This window comes from Streptomyces sp. NPDC102402, from assembly GCF_044765765.1.
GTDB lineage: Bacteria > Actinomycetota > Actinomycetes > Streptomycetales > Streptomycetaceae > Streptomyces.
The window spans coordinates 55,233-69,269 of the sequence record NZ_JBIWKR010000017.1; the positions used below are offsets into that span (position 1 = coordinate 55,233).

The following is a 14,037-nucleotide window of genomic DNA, read 5'->3' on the forward strand; positions in this document are numbered from 1 at the left end:
GCAGTCTATCGCGCAATATCCAAGATTAAAAGTTTACGAAATTCACAAACTCGCAGTGAGGGCGACCGCGGTCGAGGCCTGCTTCCACCATTGATGTGGACCCGTCATAATCCAGTCCCGCCCCCCACGGCTGACGGAGACGCATACGCATGAGTCCGTACACCGCCACACGCCGCACCTTCCTCACCGGCGCCTTGGCCGCCGCCGCAGGAGTCGCCCTCGGTACGACGCCCGCCCGTGCCGCCGGACCGAGGGTGGCAGGCACCCAGGACTGGATGGGCGCCCTCGCCGACGCCACACCCTTGCAACGCCTGACGATCCCGGGCACGCACAACTCGGGGGCGCGCTTCGGGGGACTCTGGACGGCGTGCCAGAACACCACCGTCGCCGCGCAGCTCGACAGTGGCATCCGCTTCCTCGACATACGCTGCCGGATCAGCGGTGACGCGTACGCCATCCATCACGGGGCGTCGTACCAGAACCTGAACTTCGACGACGTCCTGGGCGCCTGCCGGGACTTCCTGGCACGGCAGCCCTCGGAGACGGTGCTGATGCGGGTCAAGCAGGAGTACTCCGAGGAGAGCGACGCCGCGTTCCGGCGGATCTTCGACCTCTACCTCGACGGCAAGGGCTGGCGCTCGCTCCTCCGCCTCGACCCCACGCTCCCGGACCTGGGCGGGGCACGGGGCAAGGTCGTGCTCCTCGCCGACAACGGGGGCCTGCCGGGCGTGCGGTACGCCGACTCCGCGCTCTTCGACATCCAGGACGACTACATGGCGGAGCCGTTCGCCAAGTACACCAAGATCGAGGCGCAGTTCCGGAAAGCTGCGCAGCAGCCCGGCAAGCTGTTCATGAACTACGTGAGCACTGCCGCCCTGCTGCCGCCGCGCTGGAACTCGGACCGGCTCAACCCGCAGGTGCACGCGTTCCTCGACGGGGCGGAGGCGGCGGGCTGGACCGGGCTCGGCATCGTCCCGCTGGACTATCCGGCTACCCGGTCCGGCCTGGTCGAGTCGCTGATCCGGCACAACCCGACGGGCTGAGGCGCCGGTCCCGGCCGCCCCGGGGTCAGGCGCCGCGTGCGGCCCGCTTCACGGCGTAGGCGCACAGCCGGGTTCCGTAGAGGTCCAGGGCGTCGTCGGGGTCGGCGTCGTAGTGGGCGGCGACCTCGTACCACCGGTCCCACGCGTAGAGCCGGGCGTGGCGGCGGTCGTCGTCCGTACGCTCCGTGGTGTCGGCAGGGCGGGCGGTCAGCCACTGCTGCCACTCCCGGTTGGCGGCCGGGTCGGCCGTGAGCTCCTTGCCCGGCCGGCGGGCGGCTTCGGAACGCCGGTCCCGGGCGAGAGCGGCGGTGATGTACGCGGCAGGGCGTGCGGGGCACCAGTCGGCCGCCAGGCCGATGAGTTCGGCCGCGACGTCGTGGGCGTCCAGACCCTGGTCGATCAACGGGCGTAGCGCGAAGGCAAGTCGGCGGAGGCCCTCCCGCTGGGTCCAGCCGACCAGCGGCCGGACCTGCCGGGCGATCCTGATGTCGCGGGCCACCTGCGACGGGCTGCGGTGTGACGCCCTGCCGCCGCTTCCGCCCCTCTTGGTGCCGTGGTTCCGCCGCGAGGTGTAGTTCATCCCACCGTCTACGTCAGCGGTGGGTACGTCGTGGTGGGACCCGAGGGAATGGGGTGCACGCACTGCCGGAGGGGCCGCGCCCGGATGCTTCTTGTCCACAGGGTGTGAGGTGGCGAAGACGGGGCCGACCGCGCGCGTCCGCCCTTCGTCCGTCACGCCGAGCAGCCGGGCGCCGTAGCCGGTGCCCTCGATCCGGTGCCCCATCGCGGCGTCGTGGACGGCCGGGATCGTCGCCGCGTAGATGGTCGCCGTCGCGGTGTACGCGCGTCCCGGGAGCCGCAGGTTCCTCTTCGTGCCGTGCCGGTGCCACGCCAGCGCGCCGAGCTCCCGCAGGACCCGGACATGGCGCTTCACCGTCGCGGTCGACACCCCGCACCGGACGGCGGTGCCTTCGAGGTCGTACAGGACGAGCCCCCGCCGGTAGTCCATCCGCGCCGCGAGATCCCGGGCCACGGCGAGCGTGGTTACGCCTGCGCGCGCGTGGAGGCCCGCGCCGACCAGCCATGCCACGGCGCGCAGCCACGCGCGCGGCTGGGCGCGGCGAGCGGAGGTCGAGCCGACCTCCTGGAAGGCGCGGGGGACGGGGATCCATGCCGGATCAGGGCATGCCGGAGGAGCGCAGCGCGAAGCCGCGCCGGTGGTGCGGCGCATCAGGGTCCGTAGGGGTGAGGCGGGTCGGCTGTCCGGCCTGCCGGTCGATCACGGCAGGCGGTCAGGCCGGCACCGCCGTGCGGGCGCGCGAGCCGAGGGTCAGGCGGCGGCTCTCGCCCCAGCGGCGAGGGTGAACCACACGGCCTTGTGGGCGGGGGTGCAGCACCCGCAGAAGTCCGACCCCCACGCCAGGGCGAGCTCTTCCAGGAGGAGCAGCCCCCGCCCGCACTCCTGCGCGGGACCGGTGAGGATCGCGCCGGGTGCGGGCGCGGTCCAGGGGGTGTCGTCGGCGACCGAGACGGTCACCTGCTCGGGGCTGACCGCCACATGGACGCGGATCAGTGAAGTGCGGGTGTGACGGTGGGCGTTGGCCACGACCTCGGTGACGCAGAGCCGTGCATCGTCGACGATTCCGCTGTGCGGGCTGCCGGTGAGCAGCGACGTGACGAAGTGCCGGGCGATCCCGGCGGAGCGCGCGGTGTTGGGCAGGGAGAGCCGGTAGTCCTCGCCGTCCTGACGGTGCGGTGATGCGGAGGGTGCGGTGGTGTTGGCGCTGGTCATGTCGTTCTCCCCACGTGATGCGATCCGAACTGGCGCGCGGCTCGTTAGGTGTGGTGATGGCGCACGGGCGGAGGGATTGGCGTGCCGCATTTCTAACCAACGTGCCCATGGTTCATAACTAGTGATACGTCTCGATGTTCTGAGTAACGAACCCCCAGGGGTTCGGGTACGGCCAGACTGGGATTCGACGGAAGGTGATCCTGATGCCGCCAAGGAAGCTGCTCACGGTGCGGCAGCGTCGATTCGGCTCCGAGTTGCGCAGGCTCAGGGAGCATGCGGGCCTGACGCTCGCCCAGGCCGCCGAGCGGCTGGGAGCGGACCGCACCACCATCAGCAACACGGAGTCGGGGCGATTCGGCGTGAGCCCTCAGCGGGTGCGCGCGTGGGCCGAGCACTACAAGTGCCCTGACGGGGCGTACGTCGACGCTCTCGTCGCCATGGCCGCGGAGCGGGGGAGCGGATGGTGGGAGCACTACCGTGGTGAGCTGGCCGACGACGCTCTCGATCTTGCCGAGCTGGAGCATCACGCCGCTGCCATCCGGTCGGTGCAGGTCATGTATATGCCGGGTCTCCTCCAGACCGAGGCGTACGCGCGCAGCGTCTTCGCGGAAGGCGTCCCGCCGCCGAGTCCGGCGCGCCAACGCCGTTTGCTGTCACACCGGTTGCAACGCCGCGATGTTCTGGACCGGCTTGACCCGCCGATCTGTACGTTCCTGATTCACGAGGCGGCGTTGCGCATGACGTACGGAAGTCCGGCGGTCGTGCGCAGCCAACTCGGCCATCTCATACAGGAGTCGGAGCGCGGCAACGTAACCGTCAAGGTGATCCCCTTCGCTGCCGGCGGTTTCCCCTTCGCGAGCAGTTCGGCACACTACGTGCACGGGATCGTTCCGCAACTGGACACCGTCCAGGTGGACACTGCGACCGGGTCGTCATTCCTCGATGCAGAAACGAGCCTGGTGAACTGGAGAGTCGCCCTGGACCGTACTGAGGAGCGGTCGCTCGACCCGGTGAGTTCGCGGGACTTCATTCGAAGGATCGCCCAACAAGCATGAAGGTCTGAGGAGCATGGAAATTCAGTGGCGCAAGTCCTCGAAGTCCTCGAACGCAGAGGGTTCGGACTGCCTCGAACTGGCCGAGCACGAGGGCGAGATACTGCTGCGCGAGAGCGACCACCCAGATGTCGTCGTACGCACGACTCGCGCCAAGCTCAGGGCCTTCCTCGGCGGGGCCAAGGAAGGCGAGTTCGACGACCTGGCCTGAGCCGGCAGGGAGGCAGGCTGGGGCGAGGGTGTGGCCTACGCCCGTTTCGGCTTCATCTCCTGGGCAGACATCACGGGCGTTCGGCCGAACGCCCCTGGGCACCCCTGGGTCACCGTCGTACTCCGTCGCACCACCCACCTCACGACGGGTGAGCCGAATCCGCTGGTTCTGCCGGCCATCATGCTTTCGGATCTGCGCGGCTGCCCGGGAAACGTGACAGGCGCGATGCGTGACCACTGCCCCAGCCTCGTCGTCGCCCCGAGGGGGTGATGCCCGAGGCGGGTCGCGATGCCGGAGTGTCCGGCGGTGGGCGGGGGCAGGCGTCCTCTTCGGAGCTTCACCCCCTCTGATCCGCCCGCTCAGGCCCCCGGCGGCGGCTGCGGTGCCCCCGGGAGCCGGATCGAGGCGACCGTGCCGCCGCCCTCCGCCGGGCTGAGGCCGATCTCGCCGCCCGCCTGCTGGACCGTGCGGGCCACGATGGACAGGCCGAGGCCGGAGCCGGGGAGCTGGCGGGCCGAGGGGGAGCGCCAGAAGCGGTCGAAGACGTGCGGGAGGTCCTCGGCCGGGATGCCGGGGCCGTGATCCCGCACGGTCAGCTCGCCACGGTGCAGGGCGACGTCGACGGTCCCGCCGGCCGGGCTGAACTTCACGGCGTTGTCCAGGACGTTGACCACCGCCCGCTCCAGGGCGGCCGGTTCCGCGCGTACGTACCAGGGGGCCAGCTCCGCGGTGATGGCCAGCTCGGGGCCGCGCAGCCTGGCGCGCTGGAGCGCCGAGCGGGTGATGTCGTGCAGCGCGACCACCTGGAGCGGGCCGGGCTGGGTGGCGTCGGGGCGGGACAGCTCCTGGAGGTCGCCGATGAGGGCGGCCAGCTCGGTCATCTGGGCCTTGACCGAGGACATCAGGGCCTTGCGGTCGTCGGGCGGGATGGCCCGGCCCGTGTCGTCGCTGCGGGCGAGCAGCTCGATGTTCGTGCGGAGTGAGGTGAGCGGGGTGCGCAGCTCGTGACCGGCGTCCGCGATGAGCTGTGACTGGCGGTCGCGGGAGATGGCCAGGGAGCTGGTCATGGAGTTGAAGGAGCGGGAGAGGCGGGCGATCTCGTCCTCTCCCTCGGCGGGGATCCGGACGGTCAGGTCCTCGGTCTCCGCCACGTGGGCGACGGCGTGCGCGAGGTCGTCGACGGGGCGCAGACCGGTACGGGCGATCCACAGGCCGGCCGCACCGGCGCCGACGACGCCGATGCCGGCGACGAGGACCAGCACCCAGGCGAGGGTGGAGAGCGGGTCGGTGACCTCCTTCTCGGGGCGTGCCACCGACACGGCGTAGAGCTCGCCGGAGGGGCGCAGCTCCAGGCCGTAGGTGTAGATCCGCATCTTCTGGCCCTCGGCGTCCGTGCCCGAGTGCAGTGCGTCCCGCTGCTTGCCCGAGGCCACGCCGAGATCCTCGTCCGTCGGGGAGATACGGGTGGAGCCGGGGCTCTCGCAGACCGTGCCCGACGCGTCGATGATCTGCAGGGTGTACGAGCCCGGCGGGCGCAGGGGGCCACGGCCCGCACCTTGGCAGCTGGCCAGCAGCTCCGTGACGAGCGACTTGTCCACCGTCGGTGAGTTACGCAGGGAGCTGTCCAGCTGATGCTCCAGCTGTTCCCGCGTCACGAACCAGCAGGATGCCGCGACCGCCGCCACCGCCACCGCGACGGCCGCCGCGACCAGCAGCGCGAGCCGGGAGCGGAGCGGGAGGGCGCGGAGCCGGCGGGGCAGGCCGGTCACCCGTCACCGCCGCCGGAGCGCAGGGCGTATCCGACGCCCCGGACCGTGTGGACCAGGCGCGGTTCGCCGCCCGCCTCGGTCTTGCGGCGGAGGTACATCACGTACACATCCAGGGAGTTGGAGCTGGGTTCGAAGTCGAAGCCCCAGACGGCCTTGAGGATCTGCTCGCGGGTCAGTACCTGTCGTGGGTGCGCCAGGAACATCTCCAGGAGGGTGAACTCGGTGCGGGTGAGCTCCACGCGGCGGGTGCCCCGGGTGACCTCGCGGGTGTTGAGGTCCATACGGAGGTCGGCGAAGGACAACACGTCGTCGTCGGGGAGCGGACCGCCCGCCGCGACCGCGTACGAGCTGCGGCGCAGCAGCGCGCGGATGCGGGCGAAGAGCTCGTCCAGCTCGAAGGGCTTGACGAGGTAATCGTCCGCGCCGGCGTCGAGGCCGGTGACCCGGTCGCCGACGGTGTCGCGGGCGGTGAGCATCAGGATCGGCGTGGTCGACCCGGTGGACCGGATACGCCGGGCGGCCGTGAGGCCGTCCATGCGGGGCATCTGGATGTCCAGGACGATCAGGTCGGGGGCGTACGACTCGGCCTTGGCGAGGGCGTCGTAGCCGTCCACGGCCACCTCGGTCCCGTACCCCTCGAACGCGAGGCTGCGCTGCAGCGCCTCGCGCACGGCGGGCTCGTCGTCGACGATCAGGACACGCTGCGGATCGTCTTCGGCGGGGCTCATCGCTTCTTCGTCCTCATTCCTTCGTGCCGGGTGCGGCGTACTTGGTTCTCAGCCTCGCACGGCCGCCGCACGGCGTCGCGCGGCACGGCGCCCACGGCCGGAGCCGCTGCGGATCTCGGCCGGGCGGGGCGGCGGCGCGGTGTGCGCCGAGGCGGCCAGTTCGGTGGCCAGGGCGAGGGGCAGGGACAGTCCGGAAGGGCCGGGGTCCGCGGTGGTGTCGGGGTTCATGGTGACCTCCTCGTCAGGAGCCGTCGCCGGCGCGCAGGGTGTCCAGGTCGGCCTTGACGGTGTTGACCGGGATGGCGAAGCCGAGGCCCACGCTGCCCGCTGCGGTCGAGCTGCCCGAGGCGTCGGCCGAAGCCGGTGAGTACATCGCGGAGTTGATGCCGATGATCTCGCCGTTCATGTTGATGAGCGCGCCGCCGGAGTTGCCCGGGTTGAGTGAGGCGTCGGTCTGCAGGGCCTTGTACGTGGTCTTGGAGGAGCCGGTGTCGCCGTTGAACTGCTGGCCGCCGAACTCGAACGGCCAGTTCTGGCCTCCCTGTTGCTGCTGCTGCTGTGCCTGCTGGTCCTCCTCCTTGGCGACGGTGACGTCGCGGTCCAGCGCCGAGATGATGCCGCTGGTGACCGTGCCGGTCAGGCCCTCGGGCGAGCCGATCGCCACGACCTCGTCGCCGACCTTCACCGATGAGGAGTCGCCGAGCGAGGCGGTCTTGAGCCCGCTCGCGCCCTGGAGCTTGATGAGGGCCAGGTCCTTGTCGGCGTCCGTGCCGACGACGTCGGCGGTGTACGTCTTGCCGGTGCTGAGGGCCACCTTGATCGTGGAGGCGCCGGAGATGACGTGGTTGTTGGTGACGATCTCGCCGTCGCCCGTGATGACGACCCCGGAGCCGGTGGCGTCTCCGGCCGAGGAGCTCGCGCTGATCTCCACGATGGCGGGTGACACGGCCGTCGCCACACCGGAGACGGTGCCCTTGCTGCTCTGCGAGACGGTGGTGCCGCTGACGGCGCCCCCGGAGACGGAGCTGCTGGAGCCGCCGTCGGCGAGCTCGCCGATGAGGGTCGCGGTGCCGCCGCCGATCGCCGCGGCGGCGATCGCCACGGCGGCCAGCAGGGCGAGGGGCCGCTTGACCCGGCGCTCGGACTTCGGCGTCTCCGCGGCCGGGACGGTTTCGGGTGCCGGAGCCGGCCAGGCGTAGGCGGGAACCACGGTGGTCGGCTGCTCGGGCTCGTATGCCGGAGGCGGCGGGTAGGCCGCCTCGCCACCGCCGTAGGGGCTGCTGCCGTTGGAGCTGCCGCCGTAGGGGCTGCTGCCGTTGGAGCCGCCGCCGTACGAGCCGCTGCCGTACGGCGCGCTGCCGTACGAACCGTTGTCGTGCGAGGGGGGCATCGGGTACTCGCCGCTCGGGCGGTGGCTGTCGGTCATGTCTTCGAGAGTGGCCAGCGAAGATGAGAGCAGCCTGAGTACCCGCTGAGAAGCCCGGCAGAACCTCGTATGCCCGATATAAGGAAGCGCTCCGCTATCGAGCGGTGACCGTCGGCTCCCCGCAGCCGCACGACCGGCGCACCACGAGCGCGGACGGGAACTGCTTGAGCCGCTCGCGCCGGGAGCCCGAGACCCGCAGGGAGTCGTCGAGGACCAGGTCCACGGCCGCCCGTGCCATCGCGGGACGGTCCGAGAAGACCGTCGTCAGCGGCGGGTCGGTCAGCCCCGCCTCCTTCACGTCGTCGAAGCCGGCCACCGCGAGCTCGCCCGGTACGTCGATCCGCAGCTCGCGCGCGGCCCGCAGCACCCCGATGGCCTGGTCGTCGGTCGAGCAGAAGATCGCCGGGGGTCTGTCGGGGCCGGACAGCAGCTTCAGCGCCACCTGGTAGGCGTCGTACCGGTTGTAGGGGGCGTGGAAGAGCCGCCCCTCCGTCGGCCGCCCGGCCTCCTGCATCGCGCGGCGCCAGCCTTCGATGTGGTCGGCGACCGGGTCACCGACCACGGGGGTCGACTCCATGCCGCCGAGGCACGCCACGTAGGCGTTGCCGTGCTCCAGGAGGTGGCGGGTGGCGAGCTGTGCGCCGCCGACGTCGTCGGTGACGACGGCGACGTCGTCGATGGCCTCGGGGCGCTCGTGCAGCAGGACGACGCGGGCGTCCCACGCCTCTATCTCCGCCGCCGCGCGCTCGCTGGGACCCTGGCTGACGAGGATCAGCCCGGAGACCCGCATGCCGAGGAAGGCCCGCAGGTAGTGGACCTCGCGTTCGTCGCGGTAGTCCGAATTGCCGACCAGCACCATCTTCCCGCGCTCGGCGGCGGCCTGTTCGACCGCGTGCGCCATCTCCGCGAAGAACGGCTGCCGGGCGTCCGGGACGATCATCCCTATGAGGTCGGTACGCCGCGACGCCATCGCCTGGGCCACCCGGTCGGGGCGGTAGCCCAGCTCTTTGATCGCGGCGAGCACCCGCTCGCGCGTGGCCGGGGCGACCGGCCTGGGCCCGTTGTTGATGACATAGCTGACGACCGCTGTCGAGGTCCCCGCCAGTCTCGCCACATCGTCCCGCGTCACCTTGGCCACGCGCGGCAGTCTACGCGGATCGACCAAGCGGGTGACAGCCGGACAGGGCCGGGCTCGCGGGGCCCGGCACGCCCGTCTGCGGCGGTGTCGTCGATCGGCAACGCTCCGCGTTGCCTCGACCTCCGCCTTGCAGCTGCACGCACCGGACCCCGCTCCCTGATCCGGCCCTGTCCGGCTGTCACCCGCTGCCGCTCGGCAGGCCGGGCGCTACCGCTTGGCAGGCCGGGCGCTACCGCTTGGCAGGCCGGGCGCTACCGCTTGGCAGGCCGGACCGGGGCTTCCTCCGTGATCTCGGCTTCCGCGGACTGCTCCGAACGGGTGAGGCTCTCCTCCACCGGCTTCGCCGCCGCCTTGGCCTTGGCCTCCTCTGCCGCCCGGTCCACCTTCTCGGGGGTGACGAAGCGGTAGCCGACGTTGCGGACGGTGCCGATCAGCGACTCGTGCTCGGGACCCAGCTTGGCGCGCAGCCGTCGTACGTGGACGTCGACCGTGCGGGTGCCGCCGAAGTAGTCGTAGCCCCAGACCTCCTGCAGCAGCTGGGCGCGGGTGAAGACCCGGCCGGGGTGCTGCGCGAGGTACTTGAGCAGCTCGAATTCCTTGAAGGTCAGGTCGAGGACCCGGCCCTTGAGCTTGGCGCTGTACGTCGCCTCGTCGACCGACAGGTCGCCGTTGCGGATCTCCATGGGGGAGTCGTCGGCGCTGATCTGCTGGCGGCCGGTGGCCAGCCGCAGCCGGGCCTCGACCTCCGCGGGGCCCGCGGTGTCCAGCAGGACGTCGTCGATGCCCCAGTCGGCGGTGACGGCCGCCAGGCCGCCCTCCGTCACGACGAGGATCAGCGGACAGCCGGGTCCGGTGGAACGCAGCAGCTGGCAGAGCGAGCGCACCTGGGGAAGGTCCCGGCGGCCGTCGATGAGAATGACGTCGGCACCAGGGGTGTCGACGAGAGCGGGGCCCTCGGCGGGGGCGACCCGCACGCTGTGGAGCAGAAGACCGAGGGCGGGGAGCACCTCCGTCGACGGCTGAAGGGCATTCGTCAGAAGCAGCAGTGAACTCATCGCCGCCCACCTGCCTGGGTCGTCGGTCGATCGTGCACGTTCAGCTCGCCCATTACGTCGGTCCTCCTCGTTCCCTGCGAGAGGGGCACTCCCGGGTCGGACCCGGGGGAGTAGTGCGGCACTGCTTCGTACTCCCGTACGGCCGTCACCCGCGACGGCCGTCATACGGTTTTTACTGTGCGGTCCCGCGCCCCGGGGACCGCTGAGCTTGTGGAAACGTCGCCGTAACAACGCTCGGAAAGCACAAAAGGACCCGGGGGCTGCTTTGCCCGGATCCTCTTCGCAGCAGAATAGCCCACATGAGTTCAGTGTCCGAGGGTCGTTTCACGAGTTCTTCTGTTCCCTCGATCACGCGGATCCCCCGGCGCACCACGTTGCTGACGGGTGACGGGGTGCGTATCGAGGCGGTGTACACCCCGTGTACGGCGGGGTCCGGGGCCGGTGCGGGCGGTGGCTCCGGCGGGACGGCCGTCGTCCTCGCGCACGGCTTCACCGGTGCCGTCGACCGGCCGGCGCTGCGGCGTGCCGCAGCGGTGTTCGCCCAGCGTGCGGCCGTGGTCACGTTCTCCTTCCGGGGGCACGGGAGGTCCACCGGGAGGTCCACCGTGGGCGACCGCGAGGTCCTGGATCTGGCCGTGGCGGTCGCCTGGGCGAGATCGCTCGGACATCGCCGTGTCGTTACGGTCGGCTTTTCGATGGGCGGTTCCGTGGTGCTCCGGCACGCCGCTCTGTATACGGCTCAGAAACCCGGCGAATTCTTTACCGAGGAAGAACCCGCCCCTGGGACCGAACGGGTGGAGCGGCGCACCAAGGCGCACGGGGCGCACGAGGGGCGCACAGAGGCGCACTTGCCGGGGCGTGGGGACGCCCACACCGACGCGGTGGTCGCCGTGAGCGCACCGGCCCGCTGGTACTACCGGGGCACGGCCCCGATGCGCCGGCTCCACTGGATCGTCACCCGCCCCACCGGCCGGTTCGTCGGCCGCCTCGGATTCCGCACCCGGATCCACCGGGAGGACTGGAACCCGGTGCCGCTCTCGCCGGTGGAGGCGGTCCCGCGGATCACCGCGCCGCTGCTCATCGTCCACGGCGACCAGGACCCGTACTTCCCGGTCGACCATCCGAGGATGCTGGCGCGAGCCGCGGGGGACGGCGCGGAACTCTGGCTGGAACGCGGGATGGGCCACGCGGAGAACGCCGCGGACGAGCGGCTGCTGACCCGCATCGCGGACTGGACGGAGTCCGCGTGATCCATGATGGACAGTCGACGTACGACGAAAGGGGTGCCGCCATGGCAGCGGGGACGATCCGCTACTGGGCCGCGGCCAAGGCCGCAGCGGGGACCGCGGAGGAGCCGTACACGGCGGAGACACTCGCCGAGGCGCTCGACGGGGTGCGCGAGCGGCACCCCGGTGAGCTGACGCGCGTACTGCTCCGATGCTCGTTCCTGATCGACGGGAATCCTGTGGGGACCCGTGGTCATGAGACCGTACGGCTTGCCGAGGGCGGCACGGTCGAGGTGCTCCCGCCGTTCGCAGGAGGGTGAACCGCAGACCATGAGCAACAGCGATCAGCAGTATCCGTACGACCCGGGACACGGGCGGCGGGACGAGGGGCAGCAGCCCTACGACCCGGCGTACGGGCAGCAGGACCCGCAGCAGCAGCCCGTGTACGGCCAGGAGCCGCCGTACGGCGGGCAGGAGCCGTACGGGCAGCAGCAGGCTCAGCAGCCGTACGGTCAGCAGCCGCCGTACGGGCATCCCCAGCCCCCCGCGCACCCCCAGCCCCCTGTGTACCCGGAGCCCCCCGCGTACCCCCAGCCCCCTGCGTACCCGGAGCCCCCTGTGTACTCGGAGTCCCCCGTGTACCCGGAGCAGGGTGCTCCGCAGGGCGGTGACCAGGGCGCGACCCAGACGTGGCAGGGCCAGACCTGGGACACGCAGTACCAGCCGACGATCCAGCCGCAGCACCAGGCCGCGCCGGCCGCGGCTCCCGCCGCACCGCAGGGCGCGCCGGCCGCCTACCCGCTGCCGCCGGAGGCGCCCACGGCCCCTCCGTCCCCCGCTCCCGCCGCTCCGGCGGACGACTCCGACGGCTACAGCGCGCCCACCACGCTGGGCAACAGCCGGATCGCCGATGCCCAGCGGGCCCGCGCCGAGGGGCGTTCGCCGGTCATCGCGCCGGGGATGCAGCCTGCCGCGATCACCGCGGGACTCGGTCTGCTGCTCGCCCTCGGTGCCGCCGTCGGGCCTTACGCCCTGCTCGTGCCCCTGGTCCTGCTCCAGGCCGTGACGGCCGCGGGATGGTTCCGGCTCAACGGCATGTGGCCGGCCCGGCAGGGCATCGCCCTCGCCTTCGCGGGCGGTGTCGTGGCGGATGTGGTGCTGCTCGCGGCGGGCCGGAGCAACGCCCCGGCGGCCATCCTCGGCACGCTCGGCGTCTGGGTGCTGCTCACCCTGGTCCTCCAGCTGCGCAGCGGTGCCGGGCCCGACGAGCGGATGTACGGCCTGACGGCCACCGTCGTGTCGGCCGCGCTCGCCGTGATGGCCGCCGGCCATCTGGCCGCCGTCCCGGACGCCGTGACGGTGGGCGGGATCGCGGTCGCCGTGGCCGTGCTCGTCAGGGCCCTGCCACTGCCCGGCGCCGTCTCGGTCGTGGTGGCCCTGCTCGCCTCCGCGGGTGCCGGCCTGGCCGCCGGCGCGTTCACCGACTTCGGGGCGCAGGCCGCTCTCCTCGGCTTCGCGGCCGGCGGCTGCGCGCTGATCGGACTGCGCGTGGCGAGCTACGACTACCCGTCCCGCTTCGTGCACATGACGGCAGGCGTGGCGCTGCCGCTCACCGTCGCGGCCCCGGCCGTCTACCTGATCGGCCGTGCGATCGCCTGACGTCACCGACGTGTCCGACGTGACCGACCTGTCCGGCCTGTCCGGCGGGTCTGACGTGTCTGACGTCCCCTCACTCGCGGTCCCCGCGACCGGGAACCGGCCGGGCCCTCCGGTCGTCGATCACTCCGGGGGCGCCGCACCGCGGCAGTAGGCTCACGTGCACCAGGGGTACGGCCGGTCCGAGTGGGGGAACAGAAGGCATGCGCGCACTGCGAATACTGCTGATCATCGCCGTGGTGCTGGGGGGCGTCTTCGTCGCCCTCGACCGCGCCGCCGTGTACTTCGCGGAGTCCGAGGCCGAGGGGCGGATCTCGTTCGGCGGCGCCGAGACCGGTTCCACCGACGTGTCGATCAAGGGGTTCCCCTTCCTGACCCAGGTGGCGGGGTCCGAGCTCGACCGGGTCGACGTCACGGTCGAGGACATCCGCGCCGAAGCCGCCGGGCGGGAGATACGGATCAGTGAGATCCGGGCCCAGCTGCGCCAGGTGACGCTGGGTGCCGGTTACACGAGCGCGACGGCCTCCCGGGCCACCGGGACGGCCGTCGTCTCGTACGCCGCCCTCACCGAGGCCGCCGACGAGGGAGTCACCGTCTCCTACGGCGGCGACGGCAAGGTGAAGGTCACCGGCACGGTCAAGATCCCGGTGCTGGGGCAGACGGTCACGCGCAGTGTGCTGTCCACGGTCACCCTGGCCGACGGCGACACGGTGAAGGTGCGCGCCGACGAGGTCCCGGGTGAGGGCATCCCCGGCATCGAGGGTCTGGTCAGGAAGAAGACCGACTTCGAGCGCGGGATCGGCGGACTCCCGGACGGCCTGAAGCTGGAGAAGATCGAGGTCGCGCCGGGCGGCCTGGAGATATCCATGACCGGCTCCGACGTCGAACTCGCGGGCTGACAGCGGGACGGCGGGACGGTGTGGCCGGCGTGACGGCAGGAC

At 71.6% G+C, this 14,037-nt stretch carries 15 protein-coding genes; 7 read left to right on the forward strand and 8 right to left on the reverse strand.

Annotated features, from left to right (window positions below; translation table 11 throughout):
- Nucleotides 1–149 precede the first annotated feature (149 nt).
- A complete protein-coding gene (locus tag ACIRJR_RS32015) occupies nucleotides 150–1,043 on the forward strand; it encodes a phosphatidylinositol-specific phospholipase C (protein WP_403787134.1) in 894 nt (297 codons plus the stop codon).
- 25 nt (nucleotides 1,044–1,068) lie between these two features.
- Here ACIRJR_RS32015 and ACIRJR_RS32020 read toward each other — a convergent pair whose 3' ends face one another.
- Nucleotides 1,069–2,274, reverse strand: coding sequence for a cell wall protein (locus ACIRJR_RS32020; RefSeq protein WP_403787136.1), 1,206 nt, complete (start codon nucleotides 2,272–2,274; stop codon nucleotides 1,069–1,071).
- A 99-nt stretch (nucleotides 2,275–2,373) separates the two neighbouring features.
- Entirely contained in the window at nucleotides 2,374–2,835 is a 462-nt protein-coding gene (locus ACIRJR_RS32025; protein ID WP_403787138.1) for an ATP-binding protein, read from the reverse strand.
- A 203-nt stretch (nucleotides 2,836–3,038) separates the two neighbouring features.
- On the opposite strand from ACIRJR_RS32025, the gene ACIRJR_RS32030 reads away from it, so the two are divergent.
- Nucleotides 3,039–3,890 carry a helix-turn-helix domain-containing protein gene (locus ACIRJR_RS32030; protein WP_403787140.1) on the forward strand — a complete coding sequence of 284 codons (852 nt, stop codon included), beginning with the start codon at nucleotides 3,039–3,041 and terminating at the stop codon, nucleotides 3,888–3,890.
- Between the two features lie 13 nt (nucleotides 3,891–3,903).
- Nucleotides 3,904–4,098 (forward strand): DUF397 domain-containing protein, encoded by a 195-nt coding sequence (locus ACIRJR_RS32035; RefSeq protein ID WP_203181652.1) that lies wholly within the window; start codon nucleotides 3,904–3,906, stop codon nucleotides 4,096–4,098.
- Between the two features lie 359 nt (nucleotides 4,099–4,457).
- Here ACIRJR_RS32035 and ACIRJR_RS32040 read toward each other — a convergent pair whose 3' ends face one another.
- The 6 genes from ACIRJR_RS32040 to ACIRJR_RS32065 all read right to left on the reverse strand — a co-directional run bounded on the left by ACIRJR_RS32040 (nucleotide 4,458) and on the right by ACIRJR_RS32065 (nucleotide 10,214).
- Complete coding sequence (locus tag ACIRJR_RS32040) at nucleotides 4,458–5,867, reverse strand: sensor histidine kinase (RefSeq protein WP_403787142.1); 1,410 nt, start codon at nucleotides 5,865–5,867, stop codon at nucleotides 4,458–4,460.
- A complete protein-coding gene (locus tag ACIRJR_RS32045; RefSeq protein WP_033297079.1) occupies nucleotides 5,864–6,595 on the reverse strand; it encodes a response regulator transcription factor in 732 nt (243 codons plus the stop codon). The genes ACIRJR_RS32040 and ACIRJR_RS32045 overlap by 4 nt, the downstream gene beginning before the upstream one ends.
- Before the next feature lie 48 nt (nucleotides 6,596–6,643).
- Complete coding sequence (locus ACIRJR_RS32050) at nucleotides 6,644–6,823, reverse strand: hypothetical protein (RefSeq protein WP_403787144.1); 180 nt, start codon at nucleotides 6,821–6,823, stop codon at nucleotides 6,644–6,646.
- Between the two features lie 13 nt (nucleotides 6,824–6,836).
- The gene (locus tag ACIRJR_RS32055) at nucleotides 6,837–8,021 is read right to left on the reverse strand and encodes a S1C family serine protease (protein WP_403787146.1); all 1,185 of its coding nucleotides are present in this window, start codon (nucleotides 8,019–8,021) and stop codon (nucleotides 6,837–6,839) included.
- Between the two features lie 94 nt (nucleotides 8,022–8,115).
- On the reverse strand, nucleotides 8,116–9,159 hold the full coding sequence (locus tag ACIRJR_RS32060; RefSeq protein ID WP_403787148.1) for a LacI family DNA-binding transcriptional regulator: 1,044 nt from the start codon (nucleotides 9,157–9,159) through the stop codon (nucleotides 8,116–8,118).
- A 251-nt stretch (nucleotides 9,160–9,410) separates the two neighbouring features.
- Nucleotides 9,411–10,214 (reverse strand): response regulator transcription factor, encoded by an 804-nt coding sequence (locus ACIRJR_RS32065; protein ID WP_403787150.1) that lies wholly within the window; start codon nucleotides 10,212–10,214, stop codon nucleotides 9,411–9,413.
- Nucleotides 10,215–10,513: 299 nt separating this feature from the next.
- Here ACIRJR_RS32065 and ACIRJR_RS32070 point away from each other — a divergent pair, with 299 nt between their 5' ends.
- The 4 genes from ACIRJR_RS32070 to ACIRJR_RS32085 all read left to right on the forward strand — a co-directional run bounded on the left by ACIRJR_RS32070 (nucleotide 10,514) and on the right by ACIRJR_RS32085 (nucleotide 13,995).
- Nucleotides 10,514–11,464 (forward strand): alpha/beta hydrolase family protein, encoded by a 951-nt coding sequence (locus ACIRJR_RS32070; protein WP_403787152.1) that lies wholly within the window; start codon nucleotides 10,514–10,516, stop codon nucleotides 11,462–11,464.
- Between the two features lie 41 nt (nucleotides 11,465–11,505).
- On the forward strand, nucleotides 11,506–11,760 hold the full coding sequence (locus tag ACIRJR_RS32075; protein WP_099174183.1) for a MoaD/ThiS family protein: 255 nt from the start codon (nucleotides 11,506–11,508) through the stop codon (nucleotides 11,758–11,760).
- Nucleotides 11,761–11,770: 10 nt separating this feature from the next.
- Nucleotides 11,771–13,099 carry a hypothetical protein gene (locus ACIRJR_RS32080; RefSeq protein ID WP_403787154.1) on the forward strand — a complete coding sequence of 443 codons (1,329 nt, stop codon included), beginning with the start codon at nucleotides 11,771–11,773 and terminating at the stop codon, nucleotides 13,097–13,099.
- A gap of 200 nt (nucleotides 13,100–13,299) precedes the next feature.
- Complete coding sequence (locus ACIRJR_RS32085; RefSeq protein WP_403787156.1) at nucleotides 13,300–13,995, forward strand: DUF2993 domain-containing protein; 696 nt, start codon at nucleotides 13,300–13,302, stop codon at nucleotides 13,993–13,995.
- The last annotated feature ends 42 nt before the right edge of the window (nucleotides 13,996–14,037 follow it).